Source organism: Aliikangiella litoralis (genome assembly GCF_052495765.1).
Genome location: NZ_CP199292.1, coordinates 437,382 through 455,086, shown reverse-complemented (window position 1 = coordinate 455,086; position 17,705 = coordinate 437,382). Strand labels below are relative to the sequence as shown.

The window sequence follows — 17,705 nt, the reverse complement described above, 5'->3', positions numbered from 1 at the left end:
TGATTAAAAATCATGTGTGAATTTTAATATCTATTTCACTAACCTCAACTCTGGATAAGGAAATTAAAAATAATTAATAGAATCATTTTTATTTTCAATGACTTAAAACCCAATTAAATTGAATTGCTGTTTCCACTTGAGCTCAGTGTGGCTATTTTTGTGGATATCAAGGCAAGTGACTGCCGCAATAGCGAGTATTGCAAAGGCGCTTAACACTGAAAGCCGCCAAAATAGACGCTCTGATGATTTTTCTTATCCAGAGCTGAGGTTAACTAGATTGGTATTTAAGTTCTTTGTTTCATGTTCAAGCAGCCACTTTTTTCTTTCAAGACCTCCTCCATATCCCGTCAAATGTCCATTCTTACCGATAACTCGATGGCAAGGAATAACGATAGCAATTCTGTTGAAACCATTTGCAGATGCAACAGCTCTAATAGCCTTTGGTTTTCTGAGTTTAATCGCTTGTTGTTGATAGGTTCTTGTTTCTCCATATGGTATTTCTTTCAAACATGACCAAACTGAATTTTGAAAGTCTGTACCGGGTGTACATAGAGTTACATTAAAATACTTTCTTTGACCGTTAAAATATTCTGTTATTTCTTGCTGCGCTTGAAGCGTATGTTCATTTTCTCCGGCAATGATTTTTGCCTCTAGTAATTTCTGCAATTGCTTAAATTCAGTTTCTAGCATTTTCCTGTCAACAAACTCTAACAAACAAATACCATCTTCAGTGGCACATACAAACATAGGACCAAGAGGCGTAGTTAATCGGCTAATCAAAATCACATTATTATACAAACTATTTTTAGGAGACTTTCCAATAAATTTTTTATACATATAACCAAAGCCACTAAGAGATTCATACCCAGAATCAAAAGCAATGTCTGTTGTTTTCTTTCCACTTTTAAGCTCATTAAATGCACTATTGATCCGATACATGCGTTGAAAAGCCTGAAAAGTCATACCATAGTTTTTTTTAAACCAGCGTCTTACCAACTCTGGACTTATTTCATTTTCTTTAAGCTGAAAGTCGGAGAGCTTTTCTTTAGGTCTTTTCTTAAATAATTCTATTGCTTTAATGACTTGTTTAGGCGCCTCATTAGCATTTTCTGTTGGCTTGCAAACCTTACAGGGTCGATACCCAGAGTCTAAAGCTTCTTTGAAAGTTGTATAAAAGACAACATTTTTTAGTTTAGGTTTCCTTGCACGGCAAGTAGCTATACAAAAAACAGAAGTTGTTTTGACACATACGTAAAAAATCCCAACATAATTAGAGTTTCTATCTAATAATGCTTGGTAATAATCATTTATTGTCTTTTGTTGTGTAATTAACATATTAAAAGATTCTTTTAATAGGTTGATTAATTAAAACTATTTTTAACATATTCCATCCCTTATTGAGATCTCGGAGATAACCAGACTCTAAACCAACAGACATTGGAATTTGTGTATATAACACTATACGTTTAACCAAGTAACCTAATTCCGAAAGCTAATATTTTCAACATCATGATAATCTAATGAATTTGCTATTGTAACGCTTGAGATAGCAATCACTTTAAAACCGACTTCTACAGTTTTTTTAGCATCAGCAACATCCCATACATCACAAATAAACAATAATTCACCCTGGTAGTATAACGCTGTAAAGTTCATACTTTGTTTCACAATTTAAGAGGAGACAAAGTACTATAAAGCCAGCTTAGACAACAACCGAAAAGTGGACTAGTATTTTTTGCTGAAAGTTAATTCACTAATTTTGTTACCCAAATAACCATTTATTTTAATTGCTCTCCTAACTTAGCAATAGCAACTTCAACACGTTTTACTTCACGCATTAGAGAACCACGATTCATCTCCATCCAAACCCATTGCTTAAGAGCTATTTGAGCATTTAGCGTCATTAAAAAACAAACCCCCCAAAAAATCTGATTATTAATTTGTTTTGCAATAAAAAACTCATATCCCGTCCAAAACATAAAACCGGTAACCACTAATGTAATAATATTAACAGCAATAAACCAGCCTCTTAGCCCGCCTTTTAACGGCGAAAAAGCCAAATCCCAAAGCCCTTGTTTTTCGCCGATAATATCATCAAATTCTCTCTGTTCTGTTTCTAACTCTTGTTTAATTTTTTCATCAATATTCATTATCTCTCTCCAGTTTCATTCAAACTTTTGTTTTAACAATCGTCTTGCTCGATTTAATCGAGATTTAACGGTTCCCACCGGTATTTCTAATACTGTTGATATTTCTATTAGTTTCATCTCATCCAGATAAAACAAATGAATTATTTGTTTTTCTATAGCAGGCAGATTACTAATAGCAACTCGCAATACATCCCAACTATCTGGTAGACTTTCTATTGTTTGATGACTTATTGGGCAATCTACTCCTGCTTGAGAAGCATCTAATAACTCCGTACTTTCTTCATTAAGTTTTTTTTGCTTACGTAATATATCTAATACTCGCCAGCGCACGGTACGATAAAGCCAACTTTTAAAAGCTCTTGGATCATTTAGTTGACGTATATTTCCTGCTACTTTAATCCACCCTTCTTGAACCGCATCGCTAGCCAGCTCTTTATCTCCACTTATTTTATAGGCAAACCGCAACAATGGTTTCTGATAATAATTAACGAGTTGATTAAATGCTTTATGACTTCCATGTTGGGCGGACATTACAATTAAATCTTCTTCAGCCTGTTGCATTGAGCTTTCCTATATTTACTTTACTATAAGACGTAAGAAAAAAATAAAAGGTTCACGAAGCAAAAAGTATCAAGATAAATAATTAATAATTTGAGTTCCACAATCTTCAGCTTGAAAAACAATATACAGTTCACAATATAACTATTCAAAATATTTATCTCATATAAGAGCTTTTCTCTTATTTTGTAACCATGATAAAATTATTCAAATAAACAGCACTCAATATATTGCTATAGGAAAGAGATTATCAGTGGCAAAACATGATGTTTTTGCGAATAATCGCAATATTATCCATAAAGGAAGTGGTGACAAAGCAGTTTTCTCTGCACCAGATGTTTGCAAAACCTCTGTTGGTTCTGCGATTGTTCCCCTGCCCTATCCCAACTTTAGCCGTTCTTCTGATTTAAAAAAAGGAAGTAAATCAGTGAAAGTTAATAGTCAACCATCAGCACTCAAAAAATCTAACTTTGCAACCAGCAAAGGTGACCAGGCAGGTTCGATGAAAGGACTCATATCTAGTAAGGTCGGTGATAAAACCGAATTTATCAGCTACTCCTTTGATGTGAAATTTGAAGGTCAGAATGTGGTTCGTCATGCTGATATGACAACCCACAATGCAAAAAATACTATCGGTATGACAGTGGGAACTTCCACTACACCAAGTACAATTGAAGTAGAAGAGTTAAAATGCGAGTATTGCGGAAAAACGCAGCATAAGTTCGCCAAGAAAAAAGGTAATAGTGTGGGCTCTGGCCCTAGATTAGAAAAGAATATTTTTAAAGGTAAAAAGAAAAAAGACCATGATTGGTACACTGGCGCATGGTCGTTACAAGCACATCACTTGATATGCTCTGAAGCAATGGATGATGATGACTGGCCGATTTTTGCACCGCTTTTTGGGTATAATATCGATCATGAAAATAATGGCGTGATGTTACCTTACTTTATAGAGTTGGCTTGTCAGCTTCATGCACCTTTGCATCGTGGTGGTCACTCTCAAGGGACTGCTGACGGAATGCCTTACCCTAAAAAAATAAAAAAAGAACTTGACGATATCAAGGAAGATATAAAATCTGGAAAATATTGTGATACCCCTAAGGCATTAGTTGACAAATTAGATCGATTTAGCCTTCGTATCTTAAAGAAAATTGATAAATTTAAATGGACAATTACTGCCGATGGTCGAGATTATAAATCAGGCGGACAAGGTTGTGCAGGTGTTACTAGTATAACTAACAAACCCCAACAACCCTGCCCTCATGATAGAAAACACAGCTTAACTCAAAAAAATAAAACAACAACGATATCACAAAAATCTCAACCCTTAGAAATAGGAAAGTAATAATGTTGATTGATGAATACTATGTAATTGAGAGTAGCAAGGATTCTTGTCTCTTTTCGTGGGATGAAAAAAGTGGTGAATTTGGAATGGGTAAACCAGTTAAATATACTGAGCCCGTTAAACTTCGGTTAGGAGAACCAATTCCTGCGAACCCAGAGTGGTTGGATTATCATGAATTACCCAAACCCGTTATTTCAAAACTGTTATATGACGCATTGGCCCCACTGAATATCTATGGTGTCCAATATGTTCCTGCCAGAGTGCGAAATCCTAAAGATCCTTACGCAGAAATTCAACACTACTGTTTTTGGCATATTTGGAACCGTATTGCTTGTTTGGATAAGAAAAACTCAGAGTTAGATATTGATGAGGTTGATGGGAGTATTTGGGACATCGAAGAGCTTGTACTTGATGAATCTGTGCTTGCTCATATTGAATTAGAAAAACGTTTGACTTTTGAACTTGGAGAAAAACATTCTGTCATTTTGGTCCACCAAACAGTCAAAGACGCTATGTTATCTGTTAACCCTAAAGGGGTCCGCTTTTTTAAAGCTTCTGAGTGGAATAGCGATATTACTTTCGATTAAGCATGAATACTGTAAAAAGGAAAATAATGATGCTAATTGATGAATACTACGTTATTGATAGAGAAAAAGTATCAAAATAAATAATGAGTAATTTGAGTTGCACAATCTTCAGCTTGAGTTTGCAAAATAAAATGAGGTCCTTGCATTAGAATGAGTTTTTTATCAGTACAATATTCTATCAATTGTTGTTTAGCAAAATTTGATAAAAGTCGATCATTGATAGCGGTAATAATTAAGCATGGTTTATTGAGAGGCTTGGTTGGAGGTTTAAGTGTAGCTAATATACGCACCCTTTGTGCCAGTACCTTGCTATCAACAGATAAAATGGCTTGTCTAAATAAGGCAAGCATTGCTGGGCTGGCCCTATTATTGAAACAAAAATAATTAATTAAACAATGAGGTAATTGAAGCCGAAATAACCATTCAATTGGCAAAACCCGTGTAAAAAGCAGTAACTTCTTATTGGGGTTGCTAATAAATGAAGCAACAAAGATAACTTTTTGAATTTGAAGGGAACTATCTAAGGCAAGTTGATATCCAATAGTCCCAGAAAACGACTCAGCTAATAAAATGCAGGGGCCTTCAGGCATTTGGCTCCTAACATACTTAATTAATTGCTGCATAGTTAACTTTTTATTTAAAGGGTACTTGATTTGAGTGATCTGTATACCAGACATTTTTTCCAGAAAGGGCTTAAACAGCTCTCCAGTGCCATCTAACCCGGGTAGAAGAACGAGCTCTATTTTCGATAAATTTTTCCCCACAAACACCCTCTAGTATGATAGTTAAACTACTCCTATCATACTAAAATATCTCAAGTGCTTTAATTATATTTTGACAAAATATTCTCATACTCTGTTTTGCCGTTAGCTGTTTTCTCAGTTTTAACTTGATCAATACCGCTTTGTAATACTTGAACTAACTTATCATCAATATTTTTACTAAGGGCATAATAAACCTGACTTTCGGTTAATACGTGAACCACTTCAAAATCAGCACTGTTCAAACCGTTCTTCTTCAAAAACCAGCGAGCAACATTTTCTTCATAAACCCATATTTTCACTCTGTCTGCTTGTAACCGTTTAACGATAGAGTCAGCATTAGTCCCTAACTTAATATTTTTTTTAGGTACTCCGGCCGCTTTTAATAATTGCTCACCAACATCGTCTCTAATGGCCATCACCGAATGATTTTTAAGATCTGCACTACTACTGATTTTAATACCACTACTTTTTTTAGCTAAAGCAACAATTCTAGTATCAGAAATTGGACCAACCCACTTAAAAAGAGGCTCTCTTTCTGCCGTTTTTGTCGTTGAAAAAAGGACATTATTATTTTCTTTTAATGTTGCCCGATAAGCTCTTGCCCAAGGTTGCAGCTTTATCATATTTAATTGAATGGGAGAATTGACTTTATTGGAAGCGGCTATTAGTAAGTCTACGCCTATTCCTTGTAATTTCCCTCCATCTTTAAAGTTGTATGGAGGATAGCTTTCAGTTAAAAACTGCAAACGATTAAGCTCGGCGGCGTTAACAAACTGAAAACTCAGGATAATACAGCCTAAAATTATTGATTTAATCATTGAAAAGATACTTTTTACCTCCATCATTATTCACCTCATACCTTATTACATCAGTGGATTTTTATATTAACGTTCTTTAACTTAAGGTGTGTAAAACAGTGTTTATTTAGTAAGAAAAAATGATGACTTTTAACTAAACAGTGGCAAACTACAAAAACTCAACACATCCTAACAATAAATATAGGTGATAAATCTCAACTTGCTGGCTTTTGTTAGAAAAAGAATTAGCCTAGCCGATGTTCTCAATTTAAAAATCGCTTAATGATATACCGCATTTTACTGAAAACACGTATATTTAAATAAAACTTGAATACTCCGAGAATTAATCGCAAATTTGCTAAGTGATATACGATTTACTATGTTTAGTATGAATGGTTGTTATTTCAATTAATAGACTTCACTCAAAACCTTGATATTCACGTAAGTTAATGTTTAAGGAACTGATGTGTAGTGCCTTACTGTATTTTAGATATAGCACATAACAATGGCCTGTATTAATGAATTTTCGAAGCATTAGCTTTAAATTAAATCTCTTGATAATAGTAGTAGTCACTCTTTTGCTTTGTGCATTCTCCTTTTACAATTATCATTCAACCAAAATTCAACTATATCAAAGTTTAGAAAAACAAGTCGATCGTAGCCTAAAACGCCTTCAAATAAGCTCACCACCAGTCATTTGGAATTATGAAATAGAGTTTTTAGTTAGAAATGTAGAATCTGAAGCCCAAGCAGATTTTGTCAAAGCAATTATCATTAAGAATGATACTGAGATATTTACCTCAAAAGAAAAAGCGGATGGAAAACTAATAGACACGCAAAAACCGCCCAATAGCTATGCTTATGTGAAAGAAGCACCTCTAATATTTGATGACTCTGGAGAACAAAAAGAAGTAGGTAAGGCTTTCCTTTATGTTGATACCCAAAACATTGAGTCAACTCTTCAAGACTTTATCAATAGACAAATTATTCAAATTATTGGCTTAAATATTATTGTTATTATCATGGTAATGCTTCTATTGAGAAATATTGTGATATTGCCATTAATTGATATGACCTCAGCGGTTAATGAACTTGCTGACGGGGAAGGTGATTTAACGCAACGACTCAAGGCATCCAACGGTAATGAGTTAAGTGCCCTTGCAGAGGAAATTAATCGTTTTATTGAGAAGCTTCACACAACAATTTCAAGTGTACTTGAAACATCGGATGCCTTATTACAAGCATCTAAAGAAACAAAGGAAAACTGTGATCTTAATAATGATGGAGCTCTACAGCAGCAACATGATATTGACTTAGTCGTTACGGCCACAACAGAACTATCAGCCTCAGTTAACGGGGTTGTTAAAAATGCTCAAGGAGCACAGAGCTCTAGCAGCAATGCTAACCAGCTGGTTATAGATATTAACCATACTGGCCAACAAGCGGTATCAATTATCCAACAACTCAAAACAGAAGTGAACAATGCCACCACAGCTATTGAAACACTGGCTAAAGAAAGTGAAAGTATTGGATCTGTCTTAGATGTTATTCGAGGTATTGCAGACCAAACTAATTTGTTAGCATTAAACGCAGCGATAGAAGCCGCTAGAGCAGGCGAACAAGGGCGAGGCTTTGCAGTTGTTGCTGATGAGGTAAGAACATTAGCACAACGAACTCAAGAGTCTATTCAAGAAATAGAATCAATGATAGAAAAGCTACGACAATCAACCGACAAAGGTGTTAAAGTAATGTCCGCTAGCTTAACTCATGCACAAACTGGCGTTGACGCAGTACAAAATACCTGTAGCGCTATAGAAGGAATAAAAAGTTCTGTTAATCATATTGAAGAGGTTAATACTGTTATAGCTAATTCAACTGGCGAACAGTCCAATGTGATTAATTCAATTAATGAAAGTGTCATTAAAATTTCAAAAATATGCGAAGAAGCTTCAAGTAGGGCAAATACTATGTCTGAAGCAAGTGATAATGCAGCCGAGCTAGCAACTAAGCTTAAACAACTCATGTCACAATTTAAAGTATAAATAGTGAGCTAAAATACTCACTATCAGAGATGAAGACGCTAAACTAGTCAAAATTAAGATTTGTTGTTTTTTCAGCCATAACATTTGCACTTTTACTCACCAATATAGCCCATTCACTTTCAGTTTCATCATTTTCAGGATCGTCATTGTCAGCATCACAAGTAACAGCAACTATATAATTACCAGATGGAAGGAAGCTAAGCTGATAATTAAAGCGATCATTAGTCGCATCATATTCAGGAATACTGGATGAAATAGGCGGCCAGTTACTCCCCTCATCACCAAGGTTAGTTCCATCATCTGAAGCGGTATAAACATAAACAGCTAAACCTGTTTGGCATGACTCATCTGCAACAACATAACCTTCTATATGACCCTTTATGGTGCCAACTTCAGCATTATCATGAATTCTTAAAACGGGCTTTAATTTGTAGTCTTGCAATGTGTTGCTGGGTTTAAGAATAGACTTTCTTAAATCAAAGTCAATTGTCAAATTAGTATTCTCACCAGCTGTAATAGTGAATGGATGGTTCAACTTTAAACCAGGTTCATCACCACTTGGAATATAAAGAGAATGTGAAGAGCCATCATCAAAAGTGATATAAGAATCAAGCGCAGCATAGTCTGCGTCAATGACTAAACGCAACCAGCTATAATCACCATCATTAATTGAGCGCTTTTTTAATAATAACTCCGTTTGCCCATTTTGCAGGGCTAACAAATCTATCACTTTAGGCTCATCAAACTGATAGATAACACTTGAACCCTCTTTGGGTTTAACTTCAACTGCGTTGAATTTGATCATGACTTGCGTTGCATTATCGATTGGTGCATCGGTTAGACTAATCGATAACTTACCACTATCCACAAGACCAATAATGTCTAACCCCTTACATGCAATCATACTAATGCAAAGCAAGATTGCAATACAAAAAGTCAAAAAGCTTTTTATCATTATTGCCACCCTTATCAGAATATTTTACCGATAGTAATATATTATTAAATAATAAAACAACTTCCTACCTAGCAGCTCAAGTTAGTAACAACCAAAACTTTTCCCTTAATATTAAACTTTATGGCCAAAGTTTAGTATGTATTTTACACATACCTAGCGTTCCGTCTTCACAACAAGCCCTACTCTCATAGTTACTATGAAAATAAGAAATATTATTCTCAAACTTTCCCTTAGGCCAAGCGCGATGGCTAACAACTTCGAAGCCTTTTTTCTTAACATAATTTCTCAGTAAGTTAGTCCAAACAGCATCGATCATAGGATCAAAAATAGGTTCGCCCAATTGATATGCAGGTAAAGAAAAACGTTCAATAGCCGCAGTCTCCAAAGCAAAAATATTTTCTCTTTCTGCGTTAGGAGGTATGTCCCCATCAAAATCACAAGCAGGAGCAATAACCCATGAACGTCTTCCAGCAAGGAAGTGATGTTGATTAACAGTAATCGCAGCCTCTGCCGCTAATCCTCTAAACACTTTATCTACAATCCCTCCAGGAATAACAACTGACGTTCCTTGCGCTACTTTTTCACCCACATGAGTAAAATTTCTTTTTAGTGTTTGTGCAGCAAATCCTTTTCTACTATCTTGGTGAACCACATAAACCCAATCATCATGGAAATCAGGAGCATAAGGTACATCACCAACAAACTTTAGTGTTTGCTTGCCACGAAAACTTCTATCTGTAACATCAACCGTTGCTTCATTTGGCTCAAAATAACTTTTAAAATTATTTAAAAAGTCAGTCGGTAAATTAACACAACCATTTAAATGGTTTTTAAAATAGATACGGAACCGATTAGTTCGGTGTTCACCTTTACCTTTTTCAATTGTCAACTCTTCAAAGTCACTCATAAAAAATCCTTATTAATTTTATTAAACTTACGCCATACTTATTATTGGTCTATCGTGAGCTCAACTGGTATTAACAACAGCATAACAATTAATGAGCTTGCTCCCAATTTTCACCAACTCCAACATCAACTAACAAAGGCACACTAATCTCTACTGCATTGGCCATCAACTCATTAATTTTAGTTGTATAATCGTCTAACTTGCTTTCTGCCACCTCAAAAACCAACTCATCATGCACTTGCATAACCATGTAACAATCTGGTTTTTCTTTATCTAACCACTTTTGAATTTCAATCATAGCAATCTTAATAATATCTGCCGCACTCCCCTGCATTGGCGCATTAATTGCTGTTCGCTCCGCCGCTTGACGCAACATACCGTTAGACGCATTAATTTGAGGCAAATATAATCGACGTCCAAATAAGGTTTCAACGTAACCTAGTTCTTTTGCTTTTTGCTTAGTTGACTCCATGTAATCACTAACGCCTGGATAACGTGCAAAATAGGTATCGATATAATGGCCTGCTTCTTCGTTAGTAATTTGCAACTGTTTTGCTAAACCAAAACGAGACATTCCATAAATTAAGCCAAAGTTAACCGCTTTAGCATGTCGACGTTGCTCAGGTGAAACACTATCTAAATCAACAGCAAAAACTTCTGCCGCAGTTGCTTTATGAACATCTAAATTATCAGAAAAAGCACGTAATAAATTAGGATCTTGTGATAAATGGGCCATTATACGAAGTTCGATTTGCGAGTAATCCGCCGCAACGATTTTGTAACCAGAAGGCGCAATAAAAGCCTCTCGAATACTTCTTCCTTCTTCTGTTTTAACTGGTATATTCTGTAAATTAGGATCACTTGATGATAACCTGCCAGTCGCGGCAACGGCTTGATGATAAGATGTGTGCACCCTTCCTGTTCTCTCTTGTATCATCAGTGGCAATTTATCAGAATAAGTTGATTTTAATTTAGTGAGTCCGCGGTACTCCATAATAACTTTGGGTAATGGGTAATCAAGTGCAAGCTGAACCAAAACTTCTTCAGCCGTCGACGGTTGCTTTTTAGGCGTTTTCTTTAGAACAGGTAAACCTTGTTTCTCAAATAAAATTTCTTGGAGTTGTTTAGGTGATCCTAAATTGAAAGGCTGTCCGGCCAACTCATAAGCCTTTTGTTCTAACTCAAGAATTCTTTTACCAAACTCATTACTTTTCTGCTTTAAAAAATCACTGTCAATAAAAACCCCACGCTGTTCCATTCTAGACAAAACATTAACAAGTGGCATTTCAATTTCTTTAAATATATTTTTAGGGCCTTCCTGCTGCTCTAACTCAGACCAGATTTCATCATGTAATTGTAGTGTTACATCAGCATCTTCAGCGGCATATGGACTGGCAATCTCAAGATCGATTTGATCAAAAGTGATTTGTTTTTTCCCTTTGCCTGCAATGTCTTCATAATGAATACATTCATGTCCCAAATATTTTTTTGCTAAGGTATCCATATCATGTCGATTAGCAATACTATTTAAAATATAAGATTCCAGCATAGTATCAAAACAGACACCTTGAAGCTGTATACCCGCTTGAGAAAAAATACTTTGGTCATACTTAATGTTTTGTCCTATTTTCCCAATCGATGGATTTTCTAAAACGGGCTTCAAGTGTGACAATGCCCATTCACGTTCAAGTTGTTGCGGAGCGCCGGGATAATTATGTATAAGAGGAAGATAAGCAGCTTGCCCCTTTGATATTGCAAATGAAACTCCAACTAAATCAGCAGCAATAATATTTAAACTCGTCGTTTCTGTATCAATAGCAAAAATGTCGCACGACTCTAGCTTATGAACCCAATCAAGTAATTGCTGCTCGCTCAAAATAGTTTCATATTGGCTATGATCAATACTACTTTCGACAGAAACTTTTTCAGTTGACTGACTCGCTGATTCTTTTGTAGCTGATGGGGCATCATTTTGAGGCAAAACAGGGTTGCCTGTTTTTAAATCTTTTAACCAAGTTCTAAATTCATATTCACTGAATAACGCTTCTAGCTCATCGCGTTTTGCTTCACCAACATTAAGTTCATCCAATGAAAGCGGCAATTCTACATCAAGTTTAATCGTTGCAAGCTCATAAGATAGCCTTGCATCAGCTTCATAAGATTGAATTTTCTCACCAAGCTTTTTAGCTCCTCTAATTGGCAGCTCAGCAATTTTATCTAAGTTTTGATAAATACTTTCAATACCTCCGATCCCTTGTAACAAACCCAGCGCGGTTTTTTCACCAACACCAGCTACACCTGGAATATTGTCAGACTTATCGCCCATTAGTGCCAAAAAGTCGATAATCAACTCGGGAGGTATACCAAACTTTTCATTAACACCGGCCACATCCAAAAACTGATTGCTCATGGTGTTAATTAAACTGATATGCTGGTTAACCAACTGAGCCATATCTTTATCACTCGTTGAAATAACAGTATCGCGCCCAGCTTCAGTCGCTAATCGAGCAATGGTGCCAATAACATCATCGGCCTCAACTCCCTCAATGGAAATTAGTGGAAACCCCATAGCCTTCACAATCTGATGGAGTGGTGCTATTTGATTTCGTAAATCATCAGGCATTGGTGGCCTATTGGCCTTGTACTCAGGGTACATATCATTACGAAAGGTCTTGCCCTTAGCATCAAACACAACAGCCATTTGTTGAGGTTGGTACTGCTTATATAAACTTTTAAGCATATTCACTACTCCATAAATAGCGCCTGTTGGTTCGCCAGCGGAAGTAGTAAAATTCATTGTATGATAAGCACGAAATAAGTATGAAGAGCCATCAACTAGAATGAGCGGTGTTTGATTTTGCATGTGTTGCCTTAATTGATTTTATTAACGGTTTAATTTCAACGCAAATTACCGAATATTTAATAGCATCACCATAAAGGAAATGTTTGACCAATGCCATCCTAGTCGTTAAGGTTACTGCGCTTTAAAATCGGTCACATATTCTAACCTAGAATCGTTATTCTACCGAATTTAATCCAAGAGGGTTCACTAACGTTTCAAGTTAATATTGTTTCTAAGAAATTACTATAACCAATTAAAATATAAGGATTATTTCACAAAGCATATCTTGTGGATAAAATCGTGAATAAAAAAATGACAAAACAAACAAAATTGATAAACAAGTATTTTAACTAGATAAAAACATAAAATAATACACATATAAATCAAATAGTTACATTAAAAATATAATATAAATCGGTTAATTGAATAAGCTGTGAATAACCTCTACTGGCATGTGAATAACCAATAATAACTTAATAAAATTAAAAATCATTTAATATGAATACACTTGGAAAAATAATATCGATATATTGTACACAAATATCTATTACTGTTGGGCGACTCGTTAGTTGGTTAACATTAGGTATGGTGTTCATTTTAACGCTTAATGTACTATCTAGCTGGCTATTTAAAAGTAGCTCTATTTTGCTCAGTGAATCTATCACCTGGATGCACAGTGCTAATTTCCTTTTAGCGGCCGCTTACACACTTAATCGTGATGAACATGTTCGTGTAGATATCTTTTATAATCGCCTTTCTAACCGTAGCCAAGCCATTGTGAACTTATTAGGTACGATTTTGTTACTAATTCCATTTTCAACTTTTATCACTTGGGCAAGCTGGTCTTATGTATCATTAAGCTGGCGCATTGGTGAGGTTTCTGCCGAAGCAGGTGGTATGCCAGCAACCTATATTTTAAAAAGCTTTTTAATACTTATGCCAGCTCTTTTGTTCATTGAAGCAATCAACCAGCTATATAAAAGCTTCACCCAACTGGCTTCTGCTCAAAATATGTCAGCAAGCAATCACTCTTTACCTAAGGAGCATAAATAATGGAATGGCTCGCATTATTAATGTTCATATGTGTTTGCATAGTACTGCTCAGTGGTTACCCTGTTGCATTTTCTCTGGCAGGAACAGCGCTAATATTTGCCGCAATTGCGGTAGCAACTGATCAGTTAAATCCTGTGATTTTAAAAACATCATTCAGTCGATTGTTCGGTATTATGCAAAACCCTACACTAATTGCCGTTCCATTATTTGTTTTTATGGGCGTAATGTTAGAAAAAGCAAAAATAGCAGAAAAGCTATTAACTAGCATGGCTAGTCTATTCTCTCGTTCTCCAGGTGGCCTTGCAATATCGGTTGTTATTGTTGGGGCGCTTCTTGCTGCAAGCACAGGTATTGTAGGCGCAACTGTAGTGACTATGGGTTTATTGTCACTTCCTATAATGATCAAATCAGGCTACTCAGTGCCTCTATCAACGGGGGTTATTTGTGCTTCAGGGACTTTAGGGCAAATTATTCCTCCATCCATTGTTTTGGTTTTGCTTGGTGATGTCATTGCCAGTGCTAACCGTGATGCAGGTATTGGTGCAGACCCAATATCTGTTGGCGATTTATTTGCAGGCGCAATGCTGCCAGGCTTATTGTTGGTCATTCTCTATATTATTTATATATTATTATTCGCAAGGGCAAAGCCTGAACAAGCGCCACCGATAAAACTCGAAGCAATCGATGAAAATAACCAGACCGACTCTCAATTTGATTGGAGTGCTTTATTACTACCATTAGTTTTAATATTGTTAGTATTAGGTTCAATACTAATGGGGATCGCAACTCCTAGTGAAGCCGCAGCATTAGGCGCTGTTGGCTCAATATTTCTAGCTATTTTTTACCGAGAGTTTTCCTGGCAAAGGTTAAAAGAAGTTGTTCGTTCCACCACTAAAACTTCGAGTATGGTTTTCATGATATTAATAGGTGCATCGGTATTTTCATTAGTCTTTCGGGCTTTTGGTGGAGATGATGCAATTAGAGACATTTTACACAGTCTGCCAGGCGGTGTATTCGCTGCAATGCTCGTAGTTATGTTTTGCATGTTTATTCTAGGATTCATACTTGATTTTATAGAAATAGTATTTGTGATTGTCCCAATCACAGCACCAGCATTATTGGCAATGGGCGTTGATCCAATCTGGCTTGGGGTGATGATAGCGGTTAATTTACAAACTTCATTTTTAACACCGCCATTTGGTTTTGCGCTGTTTTATCTAAGAGGTGCAGCACCAGATTATGTTTCTACCCAGCAAATATATCGTGGCGTTTTACCTTTTATAGGCATTCAGATCTTTGTACTCATATTAATAGCCATCTGGCCACAAATTGTTACTTGGCTACCCTCCATAATCTACAAATGAGATTTCAGTAATTCATTTGCAGAAGGTATAAGCTAACAATTAGTCATTTATAAGCAATTGGCTGGCGAATATCGTCAACCAATGCTATTAATTAGTTAGTGTTGCGTCATATATAAGTGAGCTAAAATTCATGGATGACCCCAAAAATCCACGACTTTCTTTATTTATTGCTTCAATTAGTTTACTAACAGTAACTGTTATTAGCCTTTTTTATTTTGATAAATGGTTATCTGTATGCTTATTGGTGAGCAGTGGAGTCATCAGTTTTTTAATGCTCAACAAAGATGCCTCTGTCGTCATTGAAGAATCAACTGAAGAGAATAACGATGAAGCGACTTATTTAGAAGCTGATAACCTATTAACTAATAACCTTTTAGATTTACTGCGTGTTTGGCAAAAGCAAATTGATTCAGCAATCAACCAATCAACCAATGCTATCGACGAGCTAGCTGTACGCTTTACAGCAATTACAGAAAATATTTCAATCGCAGTAGATGTCGCAGGGTCAAACAATAAAGACAATGAACGTTTTTCTTCTTTTAAATCGGTTCAACAAACATCAGAAAGTATCAAAAGTGAATTAGAAGATTTAAAAGATACACTGATTCAAATCTCTCAGTCAGAAAAAACAGCACTTAGTGAAATCAATAAACTCTCTAATTTTATGAGTGAACTGACTAAAATGGCTGGCGAAGTGGAAGCGCTTGCAGAACAAACAAACTTGTTAGCACTGAATGCAGCTATCGAAGCAGCCAGAGCAGGAGAAGATGGCAGAGGGTTTGCTGTGGTTGCAGACGAAGTTCGAAACTTGGCCAATCAGTCTAAAAATACTGGTGAAAATATCAGAATGAAAATTTCAACCATAGGTGGCTCTGTTGACAACATCCTTACTAGTGCAACTAACTCTGCTGAAACAGAGAAAAAAATGGCAGAAAAAGCAGGAGAAGTCATTCATGAAGTGATCGCTCAGCATAAATTTACCACCTATACTTTAGCTCAATCAGAAAAGTTACTGTTTAATATGAGTAAACTGGTACAAGAAGAGATTTCAAAAATTATCGTTGAGCTGCAATTTCAAGATAGAATTAGTCAAAAGCTTCGTCATATTGAATCAAACTTAAATAATACAGAAACCATCATTAATGCGAGTGCAGGCTTAGATGCAGAAAGTCGCCTCAAACAGTTTAACCAATTACAATCTGATATTCGCAAATCCTATACTATGGAAGAAGAACATCACGAACATGATCTCGCATCGGGCAAGTCATCTACAAATCAAACAACATCATCAAAAGTAGAATTGTTCTAAATTAAATGAATAATACTTGAGAAAAATAAGTTGAGACACTAGTCACACTCAATATTAATACTCATTCAAACTTCTACCAACAGTCTTAAGTAAAATGAGACATATCATCTAAAAGTCATTAGACTTGTTAACTTTTCAAGTGAATCATCTTAAAAATACCTCATGCTCAATCAATCATTATTTATCCGTTACTATATTCCGTTACTTACTTGTCCGCTAATAGTAATATTTTTACTGACTATAACCACTGGTTGTGATGGAGATTCAGACCTACCGAATAGTCCTTCAACATCCCAAGATCAGTCAGGAAATGTAGAAGGTAACTGTACTTTAACAACAGAAGAAAGCGATCTATTAAAAGCACATAACAATGCTAGAGCCGTAGCAAGACTATGTGGAAATATTAATTACTCAGCTGCTCCAGCATTAGTTTGGAATTGTACTTTAGGAAGAGCAGCGCTAAACCATTCAACAGACATGGCCAATGTTAATTTCTTTAGCCACACGGGATCTAATGGTTCATCACCTTTTGATCGACTCAGTTATTTAGGATACCAATACACTAGTGCAGGAGAAAACATTGCAGCAGGTCAAAGTTCGGCTGAGTCAGTAGTTGCAGGGTGGCTAGATAGTCCCGGACACTGTTCAAATATTATGAACAAAAACTTTACCCGAATGGGCGCAGCCAGAGTTAATTCTAATACAGCAGATTATTCTTCATATTGGACTGTTGTTTTTGGTGATCCACAATAAATCCAAATAATTCATTGAGATCTCTTTTTCCAATTAAGCCATTGCTAGCTTATTTAGGTCTTAATGAATCTTCACTAGCTCAAGCTGATAAATTAAAACCGAGTTAGCAGGAATAATTCCATGCTTAGAAGGGCCATAAGCTAAACCTGGAGGAATTGTCATTTCCCAACGATCACCAACTTTCATTTTTAATATCGCTTCAGTTAATCCAGCAATTAAACTTGTAACCTTAACACTAAATAAACAATCAGCCGATTGTTGTTCCATCAGTCAGCTTCC

The 17,705-nt window shown here is 35.9% G+C and carries 17 protein-coding genes; 7 read left to right on the top strand and 10 right to left on the bottom strand.

Annotation, left to right across the window (positions count from 1 at the left end):
- Nucleotides 1–252: 252 nt before the first annotated feature.
- The 4 genes from ACT5E3_RS02015 to ACT5E3_RS02000 form a co-directional block, all read right to left on the bottom strand.
- On the bottom strand, nucleotides 253–1,335 hold the full coding sequence (locus ACT5E3_RS02015) for a bifunctional transcriptional activator/DNA repair enzyme AdaA (RefSeq protein ID WP_444996652.1): 1,083 nt from the start codon (nucleotides 1,333–1,335) through the stop codon (nucleotides 253–255).
- A gap of 144 nt (nucleotides 1,336–1,479) precedes the next feature.
- Entirely contained in the window at nucleotides 1,480–1,656 is a 177-nt protein-coding gene (locus ACT5E3_RS02010) for an isocitrate lyase/phosphoenolpyruvate mutase family protein (RefSeq protein ID WP_444996651.1), read from the bottom strand.
- 122 nt (nucleotides 1,657–1,778) lie between these two features.
- A complete protein-coding gene (locus tag ACT5E3_RS02005) occupies nucleotides 1,779–2,150 on the bottom strand; it encodes a DUF6768 family protein (RefSeq protein ID WP_444996650.1) in 372 nt (123 codons plus the stop codon).
- A 15-nt stretch (nucleotides 2,151–2,165) separates the two neighbouring features.
- Complete coding sequence (locus tag ACT5E3_RS02000) at nucleotides 2,166–2,711, bottom strand: RNA polymerase sigma factor (protein WP_444996649.1); 546 nt, start codon at nucleotides 2,709–2,711, stop codon at nucleotides 2,166–2,168.
- Between the two features lie 250 nt (nucleotides 2,712–2,961).
- Here ACT5E3_RS02000 and ACT5E3_RS01995 point away from each other — a divergent pair, with 250 nt between their 5' ends.
- A complete protein-coding gene (locus ACT5E3_RS01995) occupies nucleotides 2,962–4,053 on the top strand; it encodes a PAAR-like domain-containing protein (RefSeq protein WP_444996648.1) in 1,092 nt (363 codons plus the stop codon).
- A gap of 2 nt (nucleotides 4,054–4,055) precedes the next feature.
- Nucleotides 4,056–4,640 carry an imm11 family protein gene (locus tag ACT5E3_RS01990; protein WP_444996647.1) on the top strand — a complete coding sequence of 195 codons (585 nt, stop codon included), beginning with the start codon at nucleotides 4,056–4,058 and terminating at the stop codon, nucleotides 4,638–4,640.
- A gap of 71 nt (nucleotides 4,641–4,711) precedes the next feature.
- Here the strand turns inward: ACT5E3_RS01990 and ACT5E3_RS01985 are convergent, their stop codons facing one another.
- Both ACT5E3_RS01985 and ACT5E3_RS01980 read right to left on the bottom strand, forming a co-directional pair.
- Nucleotides 4,712–5,404 carry a serine aminopeptidase domain-containing protein gene (locus ACT5E3_RS01985; protein ID WP_444996646.1) on the bottom strand — a complete coding sequence of 231 codons (693 nt, stop codon included), beginning with the start codon at nucleotides 5,402–5,404 and terminating at the stop codon, nucleotides 4,712–4,714.
- Between the two features lie 59 nt (nucleotides 5,405–5,463).
- Nucleotides 5,464–6,222 (bottom strand): substrate-binding periplasmic protein, encoded by a 759-nt coding sequence (locus ACT5E3_RS01980; protein ID WP_444996645.1) that lies wholly within the window; start codon nucleotides 6,220–6,222, stop codon nucleotides 5,464–5,466.
- A gap of 497 nt (nucleotides 6,223–6,719) precedes the next feature.
- On the opposite strand from ACT5E3_RS01980, the gene ACT5E3_RS01975 reads away from it, so the two are divergent.
- Nucleotides 6,720–8,243 carry a methyl-accepting chemotaxis protein gene (locus tag ACT5E3_RS01975; RefSeq protein ID WP_444996644.1) on the top strand — a complete coding sequence of 508 codons (1,524 nt, stop codon included), beginning with the start codon at nucleotides 6,720–6,722 and terminating at the stop codon, nucleotides 8,241–8,243.
- A gap of 43 nt (nucleotides 8,244–8,286) precedes the next feature.
- Here ACT5E3_RS01975 and ACT5E3_RS01970 read toward each other — a convergent pair whose 3' ends face one another.
- The 3 genes from ACT5E3_RS01970 to polA all read right to left on the bottom strand — a co-directional run bounded on the left by ACT5E3_RS01970 (nucleotide 8,287) and on the right by polA (nucleotide 12,968).
- Nucleotides 8,287–9,198, bottom strand: a complete 912-nt coding sequence (locus ACT5E3_RS01970) for a DUF4382 domain-containing protein (protein WP_444996643.1) — start codon at nucleotides 9,196–9,198, stop codon at nucleotides 8,287–8,289.
- 118 nt (nucleotides 9,199–9,316) lie between these two features.
- Entirely contained in the window at nucleotides 9,317–10,105 is a 789-nt protein-coding gene (locus ACT5E3_RS01965; protein ID WP_444996642.1) for a hypothetical protein, read from the bottom strand.
- A gap of 88 nt (nucleotides 10,106–10,193) precedes the next feature.
- Nucleotides 10,194–12,968, bottom strand: coding sequence for a DNA polymerase I (gene polA / locus ACT5E3_RS01960; protein WP_444996641.1), 2,775 nt, complete (start codon nucleotides 12,966–12,968; stop codon nucleotides 10,194–10,196).
- Nucleotides 12,969–13,445: 477 nt separating this feature from the next.
- Here polA and ACT5E3_RS01955 point away from each other — a divergent pair, with 477 nt between their 5' ends.
- The 4 genes from ACT5E3_RS01955 to ACT5E3_RS01940 all read left to right on the top strand — a co-directional run bounded on the left by ACT5E3_RS01955 (nucleotide 13,446) and on the right by ACT5E3_RS01940 (nucleotide 17,426).
- Nucleotides 13,446–14,000 (top strand): TRAP transporter small permease subunit, encoded by a 555-nt coding sequence (locus tag ACT5E3_RS01955; protein ID WP_444996640.1) that lies wholly within the window; start codon nucleotides 13,446–13,448, stop codon nucleotides 13,998–14,000.
- Entirely contained in the window at nucleotides 14,000–15,364 is a 1,365-nt protein-coding gene (locus ACT5E3_RS01950) for a TRAP transporter large permease (protein WP_444996639.1), read from the top strand. The genes ACT5E3_RS01955 and ACT5E3_RS01950 overlap by 1 nt, the downstream gene beginning before the upstream one ends.
- A gap of 130 nt (nucleotides 15,365–15,494) precedes the next feature.
- Nucleotides 15,495–16,673 (top strand): methyl-accepting chemotaxis protein, encoded by a 1,179-nt coding sequence (locus ACT5E3_RS01945; RefSeq protein ID WP_444996638.1) that lies wholly within the window; start codon nucleotides 15,495–15,497, stop codon nucleotides 16,671–16,673.
- Nucleotides 16,674–16,835: 162 nt separating this feature from the next.
- Nucleotides 16,836–17,426, top strand: coding sequence for a CAP domain-containing protein (locus ACT5E3_RS01940; protein ID WP_444996637.1), 591 nt, complete (start codon nucleotides 16,836–16,838; stop codon nucleotides 17,424–17,426).
- A gap of 60 nt (nucleotides 17,427–17,486) precedes the next feature.
- On the opposite strand, the gene ACT5E3_RS01935 is transcribed toward ACT5E3_RS01940, so the two are convergent.
- Nucleotides 17,487–17,693 carry an FKBP-type peptidyl-prolyl cis-trans isomerase gene (locus ACT5E3_RS01935; protein WP_444996636.1) on the bottom strand — a complete coding sequence of 69 codons (207 nt, stop codon included), beginning with the start codon at nucleotides 17,691–17,693 and terminating at the stop codon, nucleotides 17,487–17,489.
- Between the last annotated feature and the right edge of the window lie 12 nt (nucleotides 17,694–17,705).